Below are 19415 nucleotides of genomic sequence, written 5' to 3' on the forward strand. Positions count from 1 at the left end.
TGTGTGAGTTTTTATTATGCAGTTAGGGTAAAGCAGACAGATACAAAACACGATTAGGCAAAAGGTCGGGTATGAATTTATAAAAAGGGGCTTTTAATAAGTTGAGAGTGTCAGAAAATAAATTTAACACATTGATATTTATAAACTTAATGATAAAAACGCTTTTAAAGAGTGAGATAAAGGTTATTTTTCAAGCACATTAACTATTAGTCTAATAAATTGTATGAATAGCAAACAACTATAGAAAAACCACTTTTAGATTAATCGAATTTGCCTATTCTCTAACTGCTAATATACTAATTTATTAGTAGTTTGATTAATGCTAACTCGCCAGTCGGTGGCTTTCTTACATAAGCACATAAAGGGATGTATGAACACACAGCTCAAGCCTTGGCAATTTAATATCATTGTTTGCTCTGTTTATCTGCTGTTTGGCTTGTTTACTATGCAAGTGTTAAAAACACTGGCGGTATGGCCACCAGCAGGAGTCGCATTAGCAGGCTTGATGTTATTTGGTCGTAAAGCCTGGTTGGGCGTTGCATCAGGCACCTGTTTAGTTGTGCTTTGTTACTTTTATCTTAGCGACTTAAATCCATTCACGTTTAAACACATAGCAATAAATGCCGCAACAACCACAGGTAATACTCTCGCTGCTTTAACTGCATTTTGGCTAATTAACCGAAAACTTAAACAACACACACTGCTGACAAGCGTCACCAGTTTAGCCAGAGTGTTTATTGTTGCTTGCATTGCGATTGGCGTGATTTCTGCGCTTTTCGGTGTGGGCATATACTCGCTAGTTAGTATCGAGTGGTTTAATGGCTTCTATGTTGGCATATTAAATTGGAGCATTAGCAATGCCTTAGCGGCGATTGTATTCACCCCTGCCCTTTACTTTTTATGGCGAAATTGGCCGCATCCGGTCACGCCTAGTGAGCTTTCTAAACTTTTGTTGCTTACTTTGACCGTGGTTTTGTTGTGTTATTTTATTTTTGGCCCCGCATACACAACCATGACATTACCATTTTTGCAACCTGCATTACTGTTGTTTCCGCTGCTTTATGCTGCCACGCGGTTATCACCAACCGCCACCAGCTGCATGAATATGTTGGTGTTTTTTGCAGCTTGGATCGGAAGTAATCAAGGCTGGGGGTATTTTTATTATCACCATCCTAAAACAGCAGAAGTGACCATGCAGTTTTTCTTTTTATTTACTCTTTCAGCGGTATTACTCATTCAAGCCGTTTTTATTCAACGAAAGAAAGAACAACAAAAACTGACCACCATGCTCGAACAAAAAGTAGAAGAACGAACCTATGAACTAGAACGTGCTAAGCATGAGGCATTAGCCTTGTCAGTGACAGATCATTTAACACAACTTTATAATCGCCGCGGCTTTTTCGAAAAGGTTAATCAACAGTTTGCAAAATATCATGACGCGCAAAATACCTGCTCCTTGTTACTGTTAGATTTAGACCAATTTAAAGCTATAAACGACACATTTGGCCACGCTACTGGCGATGAAGTAATACGAACCACAGCGCATAAACTCATCCAACATAGCAGAGCATCAGGTATTGCGGGGCGCATTGGTGGAGAAGAGTTTGTCTTATTTTTACCTATGGCAAATAACCACACAGCATTTGCTATCGCAGAAAAGATCAGAGCCGATATAGAACAGCAAGACATCATCGCCGACAACAAACACGTTAAATTCACCGTGAGTATTGGCGTAAGCACCTTACAAGCAAGCGATCAGCATATAGAATCGATGTTAAAACGCGCCGATAAAGCGTTGTATCAAGCCAAAAATCGAGGCCGTAATCAAGCGCAGTGTAGTTAGAATGAGTTACGAGAGTATAGTTACAAGGGGAAAGTTGCGATAGTAAAGAACGAGCATGTATGCAGCGATTTCACATCACGTGTTATTACTTATCTCCCTTACCCCAACAATGACGCGGCATAAAGCCGCTGCTACCTTGTAAGCGTCACGCTTGCTTGGCGCGCGAAACAAGTTTCACGCCTACGGCCAAGGTTTTACTTTTGTGTGGTGGTTAATTATTCATGACTAAAGTCATTCCTACGAAAGATAGAGACGAGATGCGAGCATGTAGCAGCGGTTTCACATCGCGTGTTTATCACGTATCTCCATTACCCCAACAATGGCGTGGCATAAAGCCGCTGCTACCTTGTAGGCGTCACGCTTGCTTGGCGCGCAAAACAAGTTTCACGCCTACGGCCAAGGTTCCACTTTTGAGTAGTGATTAATTTTTCATGACTAAAGTCATTCCTACGAGAGATAGAAACGAGATGCGAGCATGTAGCAGAGATTTCACATCGCGTTTTTCTCAAACCTAGCACCTTAAAACTACTTCGTCTTTAACTTATTCAACTCATCATCTTGTTGTGCAACGAGTGCATTGAGGGTTTGGCTACCATCTCCGGCTTGGGTAGATAGCTCAGCTAATTGCGATGCGGCATCTGAAATTAACGTCAGGTTGCGGTTTATTTCTTCTGTGACTGAGCTTTGCTCTTCTGCGGCCGTTGCAATGTGGGTAATTTGCTGCGTGATTTCGTCTACTTTGACGACAACTTCGTGTAATGCATCAAAGGCAACGGAGGTTTCATCTACCGCGGTTTGTGCACGCACAACTCCTTGTTCAATTACTTTAGAAGCGTTACCTACTTCTAGCTGTAAGCTGTCGATTAGACCGCTGATGTCATCGGTTGATGAACGTGTTTTTGAAGCAAGTGCCCTTACTTCATCAGCCACCACCGCAAAGCCACGGCCTTGCTCACCGGCCCTTGCCGCTTCAATTGCCGCATTGAGAGCAAGCAAGTTAGTTTGCTCTGCAATTGTTCTGATCACATCTAAAATTTGGGTGATGTCGTTACTGCGTGCCGCAACTTTTTCAACTGCTTGATTGGCCTCTTTGATTTCATCTGACATGGTTTTAACTTGCGTAACCGCAGACGACAGGCTCGATTCACTGCTCACTACAAGGCTGTTTATTTCATCGGCTTGCTGTGCTGACTGCTCTGAGGCTCTTGCCACTTCAAGGGCTGTTGCGCTCATTTCGTTCATGGCGGTTACTACACTCTCAATTTCTTGGAATTGAGCTTGAACGTTGTGCTTAGTATCAACAGCAACACTGGTCGCTAAGTGGGCCTGCTCTTTGGTTTGCGTTGATACATTCTTAAGCTCACCAATTAAATCGCGTAATTTAGCAAGAAATGCATTAAAGCCTGTAGCCAATGCGATTAGCTCAGCGTGGGTATCAACATGCAAGGTTTGGGTTAGGTCACCTTCAGCACTGGCAAGGTTATCAACACGCTGTTGAATTTGTTGTAATGGAGCCACAATGGTTCGGATCACTAAGGTCATGATCACAAAGGAGGCACCAGCAATAATAATACCCGTCACCAAGATTAAGCCACCTAGTGTATTGGCATTTTCGCTCATGCTATTTGCCAGTGCATGAGGCCCTTCAAGGGCAAGCTCAGCGGGTACTTCAATCAATAAGTTCCACTGTGTTTTCGCAAGCTTTATGCTAATTGGATAGTTGACTAAATACTCATCACCGACTTTAAATACACCACTTTGTTTTTTCGCTTTTACGTAATTGTCTAAAGTGCTTTTAGTCACCGCCTCTTTTAGTGGTCTGCCTAGCTTATCTTTGTAATGGCTACTACCAACCACTAAATCGAGTGAGCTTAATAATGTAACGCGGGCTTTTCCGTTATACAGCTCTTTTGAGAGCTTTTCAGTCATGCTTTGAAATACAGGCAATGTTAAATCAACCCCGGAAACACCAATAAATTCGTTATCACGAAGAATGGGCACAGTTAGAGAGGTCATCATTTCAGAGTAACCTGGGGTGATTTCGTATAAGTAGGGTTCCATAATACAAGGTACTTTGGTGTCTTTTACACACAAGTACCACTCAGCTTCCCGCTGGCCAAATTCATTGAGGGTATCGACATATTTCTCAGCTACATCGTCAACCACTTGTTGTTCAATTGCGCCGTCTCGGTTGCGCGTAAAATAAATTTCTAGTGTGCCAACACCTGCTACAGAATGATCATACCCACTGATAAAATTAGCATCACGGCCATCAAACGCATTTGCTTCAAATTGCGAGTAGATAGATGAAAGAATATCATTTTTTTGTAATAGAGAGCGATTCAACTCAACAACTGCATCGCGAGTTAAGGTAGCTGCCGCATCATGATCACCTAAGATTGCGGCAAATGAATAAGGCACTCGGTACGCTTCATTAATAAACCCAGCAACTTGTTCACCATATGCGGCGGCATTTGAGGCGAGTTTGTCTTCAACTTCAGCAACAATCAGCTTTTCTGATTGCGCAGCTAATTGCTGGTTGCTGCTTGACAGCTGCCACCATAAAACACTTGATAAAACAAACACAGTAATAAAAATACTGCCTACCGTAAGCCATAATAACTTTTTCGCTAATGCTAACTGCCGCATCGACATTTCCTGTTTTTATTGTAGGTTTGCTAATAGTTTAGACCATTTGCATGACTTCACAGGGACAATTAGAAAAAAAGTATGGAATTTTACTGTGATTAAGCCGCTTGGTTAAGTTAGCGCAAATTTTGCTGCCATTGGGTGGGTGACACACCAAACCATAACTTAAAGCGACGACTAAAAATCGACAGCTCCGCATAGCCTAAACGCAGTGCTAAGTCGGTCATATTGATATGCTTTTGTTGTAATAGCCGCATTGCCTCTGACTTTCTAACTTCGTCCAACAATTGCCGATAACTGGTGTTATGCTCGGTTAATATGCGTTGCAGCTTTTTGGGGTGTAGCCCTACACTTTTGGCGGTATTTTCTTTGTTGCACTCTCCTGTTGCTAACAACATTTTCATCGCACCTTCTATTTGCAGCATTTCATCGGGGAGCTTGTTAAGGCATTGCAGCTTAAGTTGATCAGCTATTAGAGTGTCTAAAATGGCATCATTGAGCTGGGGTTTATAGGATAAAAATGCGCTTGAAAAGTAAATTGCATCAACGTCACTGTTAAACTCAACCTCGCAATTAAGCACTTTATTAAATAAGGGCTGCTGTTTCACCGCGACAGATTGCCGTAAACACACTTTATCGGCGCGCCATTTCGGGCCAACTAATTCTTTTAATATTTTATTGACCAAACACACTGCCAACTGAGACTTTTGCTCAAATTCCTGTTTTTCGTCAGACAGTCGGACAAAACGTACCTCACAGCTTGTTTGCCCAAGCAAGGCAAGGTTTAGCACAATACCTTCGGCATGTAAGTATATGTATTTTTGGGCAACATTGAGGGCATCAAGAATCGTAGGCTGGCGCGACATGTAAGCACCAATCAAGCCTACCGTACTCATACTTTGTGATGCACCAAGCTTTAAGCCAAAGCACGGCTCGTCACAGGCATGAGCAGCAAGCTCAAGTAATTCAAGGTAATGAGCGTAAACAACAAAGCTGTCTGGGTCGCGTAATTGTTCGGGTAAAATACCCGCCTTCTCCAACAAAGCAATTGGATTTACACCATATTGCCTCACTAAATTCTCAAACCCAGCTAAACTAGAAGAGCGAATTAAACTTTCCACGCAGTGTGCCTTTTGTCCTAAAGAGTCATTTCAGTGTCCTAAAAAGTCAAATCAACTGCAAGCGATTTATTTATGCTAGAACAAACACTGACAACAGAACATACAGATGAACATTGCAGCACAACCGATAAGCATCGACAACATTTTAATGGCCGACTTAGACGCGCAGCGCAGCCACGCTAAAGCAGAAGGTATTGAAAGCTACCAGCAAAGACGTGAACACTTACTTGCGCTAAAAGCTATGATTACTGAGAACCAAGCACGTATTATTAGTGCTATTAACCAAGACTATGGTAATCGCTCTCGCCATGAAACCTTGCTGGCCGAAATCATTAATGCGTGTGCAGATATCAATAGCACTTTAAAGCACCTTAAAAAGTGGATGAAAGTGCAAAAGCGACATGTTGATCACCGAATGTATTTAGGGGCAAAAAACCGAGTTATTCCCCAGCCACTTGGTGTAGTAGGGTTAATTGTGCCATGGAATTTCCCGATAAATTTAGCATTCAGTCAATTAGCTGCTGCATTTGCAGCAGGTAATAAGGCGATGGTTAAAATGTCTGAAAACTCTCGGCATTTAAGTGCACTTTTAGGCGAGCTAGTGGGCCACTATTTCAAACCAGAAAAGCTGCAATTTTACTGTGAGACAGGTGAAGTAGGCATCGCCTTTTCAAAGCTTACCTTTGACCATTTAATGTTCACTGGTTCAGGTGAAACCGGTAAAAAAGTGATGGCTGCAGCGGCGCAAAACCTAACGCCTGTAACCCTTGAGTTAGGTGGTAAATCTCCTGCTGTGATTGCTACTGATTACCCGATGCAAAAAGCTGTTGAGCGCATCATGTATGTAAAGCAAATGAACGCAGGGCAAATTTGTACCAATGTTGATTATGTGTTTGTGCATCAGTCTCAACTTACGCTATTTATCGATACAGCAACTCGCTGGGCGAAGAAACATGTGCCAGATATTCATAGCCAAGATTACACAGCCATTATTGATGATCGCGCATTTAAACGCCTTACAAACTGTATTGAAGAAGCCAAACAACTCGGTGCTGACGTTATTACGCTTAGCGACCAAGTGGCTGATGCCAACACGCGAAAGCTGCCACTGACATTAATTTTAAATAGCAATGACAGTATGAGCATTGATACCCGCGAGACATTTGGGCCTATTTTAATGGTAAAAACCTATCAAGACTCGCAGCAGGTCGTTGATTATATTGCAGTGCGAGATAGGCCTTTAGCGTTTTACCCTTTTAGCTACAACACACAGCTTGTTAACTTTTATATTGAGCAGGTGATGTCGGGTGGTGTAAGCGTTAATGATGCCCTGTTTCATGTTGGTCAGCACGACCTACCATTTGGTGGTGTAGGTGCCAGTGGCATGGGACATTACCATGGCTATGAAGGCTTTTTAACCTTTTCAAAATTACGCCCGGTGTTTTATCAAGCCAAGTTTTCGAGCGTGAAATTTCTAATGCCCCCTTACGGCACATTTGCTGATAAGCTTTTAGCCTTTTTAAGTAAATTAAATTCATAATAATAAACACCAACAGGTGATAATAATGCAGCAACACACATTTGATTTTGACCAAATTATTATAGGCTCTGGATTTGGCGGCTCTGTGAGTGCGCTTCGGCTAAGCGAAAAAGGCAACCGGGTTTTAGTACTCGAAAAAGGCCTACGCCGCGACGATAAAGAATTTCCAGAAACCAACTTAGATATAAAAAACTATATGTGGCAGCCAGAAATTGGCCTAAAAGGCTGCATTCAATTTTCGTTTACCAGCAAAGTTACTGTGCTGCATGGTGTGGGTGTTGGCGGTGGCTCACAGATTTATGCCAATGTGCACCTTATTCCTGATGATGAAGTTTTTCAATCTCCAGCGTGGAAACGGATAAAATCAGACTGGAAAGAAAGCCTCATGCCCTACTACGGCCTTGCACAGCGTATGTTAGGCAGTGCCAAAAATACCTATACCAATGTTGCCGACCACACACTAAAAGACATTGCTGAGCAGATGGGTCAAGGCGACTCGTTCAAAACCGTGAACACTGGGGTGCTTTTTGCAAAACCCGGCGAAGCCTATAACAAAGAGCTACCCGACCCATACTTTAATGGCGATGGCCCAAGGCGAAATACCTGTCATTATTGTGGTAGCTGCATGATTGGTTGTCGCCATAATGCAAAAAACACCTTAATGAAAAACTATCTGTACTTTGCCGAGCGCAACGGCGTAGAGATAAGACCTAGCTCTGAAGTAATCAAAATCACCCCGCTCAATGCAGATGGCAGCGCCGGATACAAAATTAAGATTAAAGATACCAGTCATCGCAATAGCCATATTTATACCCTGAAAACACGTGGCGTTGTGCTAAGCGCAGGGGTCATGGGCACCGTGCCGTTGCTTTTAAAAATGCGTGATAAAGACAAAACACTGCCCAATATTTCAGCTTGGCTAGGTCAGCAAATTCGTACTAATTCAGAAACTCTCACCACCGCGAACAACACCACGAAGAAAGTTGATGATGGCGTTGCGATCAGCTCATTTATTTCGGTCGATAAAGACACCAACATTGAAATTTGCCGATTTAAAGAAGGTGCCGATGGCACATGGCTATATTTACCTTACGTTCCTATGGTGACTGGCAAAGGCCTCAAGCGTATTGCTAAGTTTTTAGTGAATACACTGCGCCATCCAATTAAAACAGCCAAAGTATTGCGTCCAAAAGGCAAAGCCCGCAGCTCGATTCTATTTTTGGTGATGCAAAAATCCGAGGCATTTATTCACCTTGAGTGGCGACGTAAATGGTATCGCTTATTTAAAAATGGCATTACTGCGGTGCAAAAAGACAATGACACACCGCTTAGTGTTAGTTTTCCAAAAGCAGAAGAAGCAACTAAGCTCTACGCCGAAAAACTCGGTGGAGTACCAGGCTCAGCCTTAACTGAAGTGCTCTTTGGTGCCCCGATGACAGCACATATAATGAGTGGCGTCGCTATGGGAAGTGATGCTTCTAACGGCGTAGTTGATAGCTCCGGAGAAGTGTTCGGCTATCAAAACCTACGTGTTATTGACGGCTCAATCATACCGGGAAATTTAGGGGTAAATCCATCATTAACCATTACCGCATTGTCTGAATACGCAATGAGCCAAATACCGGTATTCGATGAGCATCGCGCAAAAACAATTAAGCCCATTTTATTTAGCGAGCCTTTAGCCGGTCAAACATCATCCCTAACAGGCTCTGGTGATTTATTAGCACAAATAAAAAACATATAAAAATAACACCAAGGACAAAATAAATGATAACAAAATCATTAAATTTCAGTATATTAGCTTTTATAGCCTGTACTCATTACGCACAGGCAGATAATAATTTAAGCAGTAAACCTGCTAGTAAATTCACAGTTCAAAAGAATCAACAGTTGTTACAAACATTACCTTTTAATGATAAAGCTGACTTTGCACTTGCGAGTAAAGGAATAATTGCGAAACCTCAAAATAAACAAATTTTTAATGCAAATGGTGACGTAGTTTGGGACTTCAATCAATTTGATTTTTTAAAAGAGCATGACTTTATCCCCTCAATAAACCCAAGCCTTCATCGACAAGCTGTACTCAATCTAAATTACGGACTTTTTAAGGTTTCTGAGAATATATATCAAGTAAGAGGCTTTGATTTAGCTAATGTAACTTATGTCAAAGGCGATACAGGTTGGATTATATTTGATCCCCTTACCGTTCCTGAAACAGCCAAGGCAGCACACGATTTAATAACAAAGCACCTTGGGGATAGACCCATTAAAGCCATAGTTTACAGCCATGCACATGCGGATCATTTTGGCGGGGTAAAAGGCATCATTAGTCAACAACAAGTCGATAATAACGAAATACAAGTAATTGCCCCTGCACATTTTATGGAACATGTTGTCAAAGAGTCTGTTTTGGCTGGCAATGCAATGCAGCGTCGCGCTGGATATCAATATGGAAGTATTATTGGTAAAAATGAACTATCCACTGTTGATAGTGCACTGGGTAAAGGGATTGCATTTGGCTATGTTAGCCTTATTGCGCCTACCCGCATCATTGAGCAGCCTCAAGAAACCATCATGGTCGACGGTATTGAGATGGTCATGAAAAACACACCGAACACCGAGTCGCCTTCAGAAATGAATACTTGGTTTCCTCAATTTAAAACTTTATGGATGGCTGAAAATACTGTCGCAGGTATGCATAATATTTATACAATACGTGGGGCAGAAACAAGAGATGCATTACAATGGAGTAAAAAAATAAATCAAACTCTACAACAGTTTGGTAAGCAAGCCGACATACTTATTGCCTCACACCATTGGCCTCGATGGGGTAATAAGAATATTGTTCACTATCTTGAAAAACAGCGAGATATGTATGGTTACATGCACGATCAAGCGCTTAATTTAGCGAATCAAGGGGTTACGATAAACGAAATTCATAACCAATTTTCAGTACCGGAAAGTTTATCTAATGAATGGTTTAATCGCGGCTATCATGGCTCTGTTAGTCACAACGTAAGAGGCATCATTAATAAATATCTTGGTTTTTTTGATATGAACCCCGCCACACTTAATAAACTAAGCCCTTCCGATTCTGCAAAGCGATACGTTAAACTCGCAGGCGGCAGCATCGCAATGCTAAATGAGGCGCAAACGGCATTTGATAATGGTGAATATAGATGGGTGGCAGAATTACTAAATCACTTAGTTTATGCAGAACCCGAGAATCAAGCAGCTATTGCACTACAAGCTGATACATTAGAACAACTTGGCTACCAAGCTGAGAATGCTGGTTGGAGAAATGCATATTTATCTGCAGCATATGAGCTGAGGAATGGAATGCCAAATAGTGTAAATAAAACAGAAATTGGGCCTGACATCATTAAAGCTATGAGTACTGAGCTTGTCTTTGACTATTTAGGTGTAAGATTAAATGCCGAAAAAGCTGTTCAACATCAGTTTATTATAAATATTCAGCTTCCCGATACTCAAGAAAAGTTTACTTTAGAGTTAAACAACGCCCACTTAAACAACCTAGCAAACACACAAAGTGAGCATGCTGATTTAACGTTAACACTTAATCGCACTGACTTAGACTTACTTTTATTGAAACAAGTGAACTTCAAGAGCTTACTTGAAAGTAAAAAGGCCAGTTTTAAAGGGGATATTCAAAAGTTCGCCTTGTTGATTAGCTTAATTGATAGCTTTGACTATTGGTTTGAGATTGTAAAACCTTAACTAATGTAGGTGGGCACTTAAGCCCACCTATCAACACACTAGATCACTGATAGTTCTACTGCAATGTTGCCGCGCGTTGCATTTGAGTATGGGCATACTTCGTGCGCTTTATTAACCAGTGCAAGGGCGGTGTCTTTATCCAGATCACCCACCGATACCGCAAGCTTAACAGCAATACCAAAACCACCTTCGATAGGACCAATTGATACTTCAGAGTTAATGTGAGTATCTGCAGGTAGTTTAATTTTTGCTTGACCAGCAACTAACTTTAATGCACCGATAAAACAAGCCGCGTAACCTGCTGCAAATAACTGCTCAGGGTTTGTACCTTGACCATCATCACCACCTAACCCCTTAGGAGTTGATAGTGCCACATCTAAACGACCATCATCTGATTTTGCTGTGCCTTCACGGCCACCTGTTGCTGTTGCTTTTGCTGTGTATGCGACGCTTTGTAGTTCTTTCATGATTACTCTCCTAATTGAGTGACAATATGTTTTGCATGCAAAATATATTAGATCAGCTTTTTCGGGATTGCAAATACTTTGTATGCAAATTAAAATACTCGTATTGAATTTTGAGGATCGAGTATGAAATACCCACAACTAAAATTAGATAACCAGCTATGCCATCGCTTATATATGGCATCGAATGGGATTGCCCGTGCGTATCGAGATTCTCTCAATCAATTAGATTTAACCTACCCGCAATACGTCGTAATGATGGCGCTGTGGGAAAAAGATCAGATCAGCATTGCTGAATTACTTGAAAAAACCGCCATTGATGGCGGTGCAATGACGCAAATTTTGAAAAAAATGAGCGATAAAGCATTGTTGTCGATCACCAAAGATAGCCAAGATAAACGCAAACGACTCGTGCAGCTCGAAGCCAAAGGCAAGGCGATGCAAGATCAAGCGGCTGAGATACCGTCGCAAATTCGTTGTCGCTTCCCAAGCATTAACGAACAACAAGCACTGCAACTGATTGAGTTACTCGATTTAGTAAATAGTGACCTCAATTAACAAAAATTATTTGAAAGTGAATTTGGATTACACCGCTTTTTAATAAAACTAGATGCGCTATAGTGTTCAAAACTCATCAATACGGACACCATCATGAAAGCATTTGGATACACTACAGCAACCCCAACGTTATCTGACTCATCACTACAAGCGATTGAATTACCTGATCCCGTTGCCACAGGTCACGACATTCTTGTCGCCGTAGAAGCAATTTCAGTAAACCCTGTTGATACTAAAATTCGCGCCAATGTATCGCCAGACAGTGGCTACAAAGTTATTGGCTGGGATGCCGTGGGAACCGTTAAAGCTGTTGGCGACAAGGTTTCGTTATTTAATGTCGGTGATCGTGTGTTTTATGCTGGCGACTTAACGCGCCAAGGCAGTAATGCTGAGCTGCAACTTGTTGATGAACGCATTGTCGGTCTTGCACCAACAAGCCTTAGTAATAGTGAAGCAGCCGCCCTGCCCTTAACCAGTATCACCGCATGGGAGTTATTGTTTGACCGCTTACAGATTGAAAAATCTAAGAACAATAAGCCAGCCTCTGTATTAGTGATAGGTGCCGCCGGTGGTGTAGGCTCAATTTTAGTGCAGCTTGCCAAACAGCTTACCAATTTAACGGTTGTTGGTACCGCCGCACGAGAAGAAAGCGCCAACTGGCTTAAAGACTTAGGTGTTGATCATGTGCTTGATCATAGCAAAAACCTTAACGAGCAACGTCTTGCGGCCGACTTAAATGAATTTGATTACGTAGTGAGCTTAACGCACACCGACCAACATCTTGATAGCATTATAGAAGTGATCAAGCCACAAGGTAAATTGGCATTGATCGACGACCCTGCAAGCTTTGATATTTTAAAGTTAAAGCGTAAAAGTATTTCGTTGCATTGGGAGTTTATGTATACCCGCTCAATGTTCCAAACCGATGATATGATTGTCCAGCATCAGCTTCTTTCAGAGCTCGCGACCTTAGTGGATAACGGCACAATCAAAACAACATTGGGTGAGCATTTAGGTAAGATAAACGTAGCAAACCTTATTAAAGCCCATGGGATTTTAGAATCTCATAAAGCTCGCGGAAAGCTTGTATTGGAAGGGTTTGAATAGCTAGTTACGAGAGTAAAGTTGCGAGATACGAGCATGTAGCAGCGATTTCACATCGCGTTTTATTCTCGTATCTCTCCGACCTCACCCATGTCGCGGCATAAAGCGCTGCTACCTGTAGGCGTCACGCTTGCTTGGCGCGCAAAACAAGTTTCACGCCTACGGCCAAGGTTTTACTTTTGTGTGGTGGTTAGTTATTCATGACTAAAGTCATTCCTACAAGAAATAGATGCGAGCATGTAGCTGCGATTTCACATCGCGTTTTATTCTCCTATCGCCGCTACCTCACCCATGTCGCGGCATATAGCGCTGCTACCTGTAGGTGTCACGCTTGCTTGGCGCGCAAAACAAAAAAATTAAGATTCAAGTTACAAAAAACGAGATACGAGGTGCGAGGCACGCGCATGTAGCAGCGATTTCACATCGCTTATTTCCTCACTCAACAATAATAACACGCATCATTAAAGTGCATTACTACGCTTGCCTTTCACTATTTTAGTGCCTGATTTTGGGGACGCCCTTATCGCCCAGCATTAACCAATTGATTTTTAATGCATTTAATTTTAATAAAGGTTTGGCACAGATCTTCCAATAGTTAGTATGAACTGGCACTAACAAGGAGACTAACGTGACTAACTTCTTTCACACTCTTTATCTACTTTGGCGATTAGACATCAGCACATGGCATATGCATGAAGCAAATGATCCGCATAATGTTGCTGATTTGGAGCGTCGCTATGTTAAATAATGACCCCGTATTTATTGAAGCGCTGAAAAAAATTTCGGTTCATCAACTAACAATCACCGAAGCATCTGAGCAGTACGACATTCCTAAGCGTGTGTTATACAAAGCCGCACGACAGCAACAAGTTAAACAGAACAAACAAAAAGCGTATTTAATTGCCACTCAGAAGCGACTTCAACAAAGTCTACGTAATGTAGAAATGGAGTTAGCTAGCTTCAGCTAAATAACTTCTGTATGGTTAAAATACACGCACAATAATGACGGATTAAGTATGCACGCAGTAGAAGTAAACTTTGATGGCTTAGTGGGGCCTACTCACAATTACGCGGGATTATCGTATGGCAATGTCGCTTCACTAAGTCACGCCTCTTCGCATTCAAACCCTAAAGAGGCCGTACTACAAGGCCTTGAAAAAATGAAGGCGATGCACGAATTAGGACTAGAACAAGGTATTTTTGCACCTCATGCTCGCCCTGATATTAATGTGCTAAAGCGTTTAGGCTTTACAGGCAGCGATAGCCAAATTATTGAAAAAGCATTTAATGCCGACCCTGTTTTACTGCGAGCTTGTTACAGTGCATCGGCCATGTGGACAGCCAATGCTGGCACTATTTCGCCTTCAGTCGATACGCTTGATGGCAAAGTTCACTTTACGGCTGCTAACTTAAATAACAAATTTCACCGCTCGTTAGAACCCGTTACAACTACGGCTTTATTAAAAGCCATGTTTAACGATGAGCGTTACTTTAGCCATCATACACACTTACCTGATCAAGGTTTTTTTGGTGATGAAGGCGCCGCAAATCATAATCGATTATGCGACAGCCATGCAGATGCAGGGCTTGAGATCTTTGTTTATGGGGCAAGTAGTTTTAATAGCGCCTTACCAAAACCTGTTAAATTTCCTGCAAGACAATCTCTTGAAGCATCTCAAGCAATTGCTCGTTTACATGAGCTTAAGCCAGAAAATCAGTTATTTATTCAACAAAACCCAGATGTAATAGACCAAGGTGTCTTTCATAACGATGTAATCGCTGTGGCCAATGGCAATGTACTTTTATGCCACGAGCAAGCGTTTTTGCATCAAGCTGATACGCTAAAACAGATTAAACAAGCTTACCTAGGCAACAAGCCGCTACATATTATTGAAGTGCCAACCAATAAAGTGAGCATTACAGATGCTGTAGGAAGCTATTTATTTAATAGCCAATTAATTACCTTAAGTGATGACAGCATGATGCTGGTTGCACCTAAAGAGTGTCAGCGTAATCAAGCTGTTCACGATTACATTCAAGAAATGATTTTGGCAGATAACCCAGTTCAGCAAGTGCGCTTTTTTGACTTGCGCCAAAGCATGCAAAATGGCGGTGGCCCTGCTTGTTTACGTTTGCGTGTTGCACTCAATACTGACGAACTAGCCGCGGTCAATCCGGGTGTACGGTTCAGCGAAGAAAAATATACCCAATTAGTGAGTTGGGCAAATAAGCATTACCGTGACTCTTTAAGTAGTGACGACTTTGCCGATCCAATGCTTTTAACCGAAAGCTACCAGGCACTTGATGAGTTAACCAGCTTGCTTAACTTAGGCTCTGTGTATCCATTCCAACAAGAATAAATAATGAAAATTAAAGCAGTACACTCTATTAAAGGGGTGTCTAAATCACTCAATAGTTTACTGATTGATAGCGTTGCCAGTGGCGCATCAATCGGCTTTATTGCCCCGCTATCATTACAGTCAGCACATGACTACTGGCAAGGGGTTGATGGGGATTTAGCAACGCCTTACCGTAGGCTTTATCTTGCCCTTGATGGTGATACAGTGATTGGCTCAGTGCAGCTTTCTTTGTGCGCTAAAGCCAATGGCGCTCACCGTGGCGAGGTTGAAAAGCTCATGGTACACAGCGAATATCAAGGCAAAGGAATAGCAAAACAGTTGATGAATAGCCTAGAAACCGACGCCCATACATTAGGGATTCAATTATTGGTACTTGATACCCGCCAAGGCGACACTGCTTCATATTTGTATCGCAAACTCGATTATATTGAAGCTGGTACTATTCCTGGTTTTGCGAAAAGTTCATCCGGTGAATTTGACGCAACGGTGTATTTTTATAAGCAGGTCGCCTAGATCTGCTTTTTATAGCCAATTGATATAATCATAAAGTCGACTAATAAAAATCTTTAAACGTACTAAACTAGTACTGCGGATTTTTATTAGGAGCGATAAATGGCGCTATCAATACAGCAACGGGTACTCTTTCTAGCCCTACTACCCCCTCTACTCATTGCAATTATGCTGACACTCTACAACTATGTGCAATCAAAACACAGTGGTGCACAAACCGTTGAAAGTTTTGCTACACAAATGGAAAACGACCGAAAAGCAGAAGTCAGTAACTATCAAAAAATTGCCATGAGTTCGATTGCTCATCTCATCGCACAAGATGATGGTTCTAATACTGAACAATTGCAAAACCAAGCAAAAAGCATCTTACGTAATTTGCGTTTTGATGATGCTGGCGATACAGGCTATGTGTTTGTCTATGATGATAAAGGTGTCAACATTGCCCATGGTGTTAACGCCTCACTTGAGGGTAAAAACCTTTATGATTTTAAAGATCCTAATGGGGTTTATCTGATACGTGAACTCATTGATGCTGCGAAGAAAGGCGGTGGATATGTGCAATATTCTTGGAAAAATACCAATGGCAGTGTGAACCCTAAACTCGGTTATGCCGCTTTACTACCAAAATGGAATTGGGTGCTAGGAACCGGTTTTTGGATCAGTGGCCTTGAGCAACAAGTTGCAGCAACAGAACAACGGGTTAATGAAGGTATCGATAATGCCTTTATAAACACCATAATCGCTTCAGTATTTGCAGTTGCAATTACCGCAGCAATTGCTGTAGTGGTATCGCGCAGTATTACCAGCCCACTGCACACAACCGTACTAGCAATGAACGATATATCACAAGGTGATGGTGATTTAACCCAACGTTTAATGGTGAAACGAGATGATGAACTCGGCAAGCTTGGCAGTTCGTTTAACCGTTTTGCCGATGACGTTGGTAAGATGGTTATTGATATTCGCCAATCATCGCAATCGATGAATCAAGCGTCACACAAACTCAACGAGCTACTTGCCAATATGCATGCAGGCATTAATCGTCAACATGAAGAAAGTGAACAAGTTGCAACCGCAATAAACGAAATGTCGGCGGCGTCAATGGAAGTTGCCCGCAGCGCCCAAGAGGCCTCAACGGCTGCTGAACATGCCGATCATTTAGTTAAGCAAGCTAACAATCAATTACTCATTGCCATAAAGGTGATTAATGGCCTTGCCAAACACGTTGATGAAGGGGCTAATGCGGTCGATCAGCTTAATCAACAATCGAGTCAAATTGGTAGTGTGCTTGATGTGATCAGAAATATTGCCGAGCAAACAAATCTACTGGCACTGAACGCAGCTATTGAATCTGCCCGAGCTGGTGAAGCGGGTCGTGGCTTTGCGGTGGTGGCTGATGAAGTGCGAACTCTTGCAAAGCGCACGCAAGATAGTACTCATGAAATAGAGGCAATGATTGAGCAAGTACAGCAAGGAACAACAACTGTAAATAGCATTATGCAGTCAATCAAATCTGGCAGTGCAACCAGTGTTAATGAGGCAGGCGAAGTCGAAAAAGCGCTTAATGAGGTACTGCTTTCGGTTAACACCATCACATCACAAAATGCACAAATTGCCACAGCCGCTGAAGAGCAAACATCAGTGTCTGAAGCGATTAATCAAAACATGACGACCATTGTCGATATTGCTAACAAAACCGCCAATGATACCGATGTAGCCACATCGTACATGCATGAACTAACAGACACCGCAACGCAGTTAGAGCAAAATGTAAGTCGCTATAAAACCTAATATTTTGCGCGATTGTTAGGCAGGAAAATACGCCTGCTTAACAAAAATCATTAGTCTTTTGTAAGTTCTTTAACCAATCAAACAAGTCGTTATCGTAGTGCTTAAGACGCTGTTGTTGCTTATCGCTGAGGCTGTAAAACGGTGCAAAACAGACATATTTTTCACCCATAATAAGTACTAAGCGCAAACCAAAAAATGAGTAATGGTGAATAAACTGCACTTGTCTTGCATGCATATGACGGCACTGCCCAAATAAATTACGGTAATGTACACCATGGCGACACACCGTTAAATTACGCTTTGAATTAAACACTAACAGAGCTAGTAGTAATGAAACAGTGCACAGTAAAAAACTAAAAAGTAAATTACTTACCTCCGATTTACTACTCATAAAGCCCATAAGTAAGAGCACATTAATTGCACTTAATAATGCCCAGCTCATAAGCTCAAAACGCTTTTCCAAGTCAATAACCTTCATTTTCGTTCCTAGGTTCTTATTTTTTGTCATGGTGTCAGCAAAATGTGGAAGAAAAATGGATTTACCTAAAAGCAGTCTAATTTTTTATTAGTAGTTTTTTGCGGCTTTCAACTTGTTAGATAAAAGGTACAAAGGTGTTAATCGAAACTTATTATTAGCAATTCAAGTTACATTAATCTTTAGTTATTAAACTGCTGATGAATTTTTAAGAACACAAAGGGAAGAAATGATGAACTTTAAAACTACATTACTTAGCAGCGCCGTTTTATTTGCACTTGTTGGTTGTGGCTCAGATAACGACAAGAACAACTCGGTTGATCCTCAGCCGCAAACTGCACAGTTCACATTAGGTGTGTCTGATGCACCTGTGACAGGTTTAAAAGCTGTAAATGTTGTGTTTGATTCAATCACATTGAAAACCCAAGGTGGTGAAGAGTTCACTTTTGAGACCCGTGAAGATGATGATGAAACCATGCCTGAAATGGTTAACTTATTAGACTACACAGGTGATGATGTATTTTCTTTATTAGAAGATGAAGAAGTACCTGCTGGCGAATATCAATGGATCCGTGCAGATGTGATCAATGGTGACACAAACGATTTAACCATGACTTCGCATGTTGTATACGAAGATGACAGCATTGCACCACTGGTTGTTAAACGTAAAGGCAACGATGGTATCGGTGAAATCCAACTTGATGGTTTTACCCTTAACCAAGCTGGTAACGACTTTGTTATTGAATTTGACCTTAAAAAGTCATTAGTTGATCCACAAAATAGTGATGAGATCTTCTTAAAACCACGGGGTGTTCGCTTAGAAAACCTTGCTGAATCTGAAGATATCGAAGGCACTATTAGCGACGTACTTATCGCTAACTGTGAAACTGATAATATCGATATCGCACTAGAAGATGGCTCATTCGGTCATGCTGTTTACCTATACAGCAGCGATGTTGAAATGCCAATGGACAACTATGAAGTTAACGAAGATGAAACACCATTAGATGCACCTCTTGCAACGGCGGATGTTGTTTTCGATAGCGAAGATAACCAATACGAATTTGAACTTGCGTTCATTCAACCAGATGACTACCAACTAGCTTACACATGTGCAGCACATATCGATGACGTAGAAACGCAAGACGAAGCATTTACGCTGTATCAAGTAAAACCAATTACAGTAACATCAGGTGAAGACTTAGACGTGTCTTTCACTGTTTCTGAATAATATTGGAATCAATACCCCCATTAAAAAGCCC

At 41.6% G+C, this 19415-nt stretch carries 15 protein-coding genes; 11 read left to right on the forward strand and 4 right to left on the reverse strand.

Annotated features, from left to right (window positions below; translation table 11 throughout):
* Window positions 1-370: 370 nt before the first annotated feature.
* The gene (locus KQP93_RS18310) at window positions 371-1843 is read left to right on the forward strand and encodes a sensor domain-containing diguanylate cyclase (RefSeq protein ID WP_217877261.1); all 1473 of its coding nucleotides are present in this window, start codon (window positions 371-373) and stop codon (window positions 1841-1843) included.
* Window positions 1844-2368: 525 nt separating this feature from the next.
* Here KQP93_RS18310 and KQP93_RS18315 read toward each other — a convergent pair.
* A complete protein-coding gene (locus KQP93_RS18315; RefSeq protein WP_217877262.1) occupies window positions 2369-4492 on the reverse strand; it encodes a methyl-accepting chemotaxis protein in 2124 nt (707 codons plus the stop codon).
* A 116-nt stretch (window positions 4493-4608) separates the two neighbouring features.
* Complete coding sequence (locus KQP93_RS18320; RefSeq protein WP_217877263.1) at window positions 4609-5613, reverse strand: AraC family transcriptional regulator; 1005 nt, start codon at window positions 5611-5613, stop codon at window positions 4609-4611.
* Window positions 5614-5719: 106 nt separating this feature from the next.
* Between KQP93_RS18320 and KQP93_RS18325 the strand changes: the two genes are divergently transcribed.
* Genes KQP93_RS18325 through KQP93_RS18335 form a run of 3 tightly spaced genes read left to right on the forward strand, consistent with a single transcriptional unit; the run spans window position 5720 to window position 10891 of the window.
* Window positions 5720-7153, forward strand: coding sequence for a coniferyl aldehyde dehydrogenase (locus KQP93_RS18325; RefSeq protein WP_217877264.1), 1434 nt, complete (start codon window positions 5720-5722; stop codon window positions 7151-7153).
* Between the two features lie 25 nt (window positions 7154-7178).
* On the forward strand, window positions 7179-8897 hold the full coding sequence (locus KQP93_RS18330) for a GMC family oxidoreductase (protein ID WP_217877265.1): 1719 nt from the start codon (window positions 7179-7181) through the stop codon (window positions 8895-8897).
* Between the two features lie 23 nt (window positions 8898-8920).
* A complete protein-coding gene (locus tag KQP93_RS18335; RefSeq protein ID WP_217877266.1) occupies window positions 8921-10891 on the forward strand; it encodes an alkyl/aryl-sulfatase in 1971 nt (656 codons plus the stop codon).
* Window positions 10892-10929: 38 nt separating this feature from the next.
* On the opposite strand, the gene KQP93_RS18340 is transcribed toward KQP93_RS18335, so the two are convergent.
* A complete protein-coding gene (locus KQP93_RS18340) occupies window positions 10930-11358 on the reverse strand; it encodes an organic hydroperoxide resistance protein (RefSeq protein WP_054553604.1) in 429 nt (142 codons plus the stop codon).
* 123 nt (window positions 11359-11481) lie between these two features.
* On the opposite strand from KQP93_RS18340, the gene KQP93_RS18345 reads away from it, so the two are divergent.
* From KQP93_RS18345 to KQP93_RS18370, 6 genes are all read left to right on the forward strand, one after another.
* Window positions 11482-11913 carry a MarR family winged helix-turn-helix transcriptional regulator gene (locus KQP93_RS18345; protein WP_130151823.1) on the forward strand — a complete coding sequence of 144 codons (432 nt, stop codon included), beginning with the start codon at window positions 11482-11484 and terminating at the stop codon, window positions 11911-11913.
* Between the two features lie 93 nt (window positions 11914-12006).
* On the forward strand, window positions 12007-13020 hold the full coding sequence (locus tag KQP93_RS18350) for a zinc-binding alcohol dehydrogenase family protein (RefSeq protein ID WP_217877267.1): 1014 nt from the start codon (window positions 12007-12009) through the stop codon (window positions 13018-13020).
* A 734-nt stretch (window positions 13021-13754) separates the two neighbouring features.
* Window positions 13755-13985 carry a helix-turn-helix domain-containing protein gene (locus tag KQP93_RS18355; protein WP_217877268.1) on the forward strand — a complete coding sequence of 77 codons (231 nt, stop codon included), beginning with the start codon at window positions 13755-13757 and terminating at the stop codon, window positions 13983-13985.
* 48 nt (window positions 13986-14033) lie between these two features.
* On the forward strand, window positions 14034-15377 hold the full coding sequence (gene astB / locus KQP93_RS18360) for an N-succinylarginine dihydrolase (protein ID WP_217877269.1): 1344 nt from the start codon (window positions 14034-14036) through the stop codon (window positions 15375-15377).
* Window positions 15378-15380: 3 nt separating this feature from the next.
* Complete coding sequence (locus KQP93_RS18365) at window positions 15381-15890, forward strand: GNAT family N-acetyltransferase (protein WP_217877270.1); 510 nt, start codon at window positions 15381-15383, stop codon at window positions 15888-15890.
* 99 nt (window positions 15891-15989) lie between these two features.
* Window positions 15990-17678, forward strand: coding sequence for a methyl-accepting chemotaxis protein (locus tag KQP93_RS18370; RefSeq protein ID WP_217877271.1), 1689 nt, complete (start codon window positions 15990-15992; stop codon window positions 17676-17678).
* A gap of 37 nt (window positions 17679-17715) precedes the next feature.
* On the opposite strand, the gene KQP93_RS18375 is transcribed toward KQP93_RS18370, so the two are convergent.
* Window positions 17716-18156 (reverse strand): hypothetical protein, encoded by a 441-nt coding sequence (locus KQP93_RS18375; protein ID WP_217877272.1) that lies wholly within the window; start codon window positions 18154-18156, stop codon window positions 17716-17718.
* Window positions 18157-18385: 229 nt separating this feature from the next.
* Here KQP93_RS18375 and KQP93_RS18380 point away from each other — a divergent pair, with 229 nt between their 5' ends.
* Window positions 18386-19384: a DUF4382 domain-containing protein gene (locus KQP93_RS18380; protein ID WP_217877464.1), complete on the forward strand. Its 999-nt coding sequence runs from the start codon at window positions 18386-18388 to the stop codon at window positions 19382-19384.
* The last annotated feature ends 31 nt before the right edge of the window (window positions 19385-19415 follow it).

The sequence above is a fragment of the Pseudoalteromonas shioyasakiensis genome, from assembly GCF_019134595.1.
Lineage (GTDB): Bacteria > Pseudomonadota > Gammaproteobacteria > Enterobacterales > Alteromonadaceae > Pseudoalteromonas > Pseudoalteromonas shioyasakiensis_A.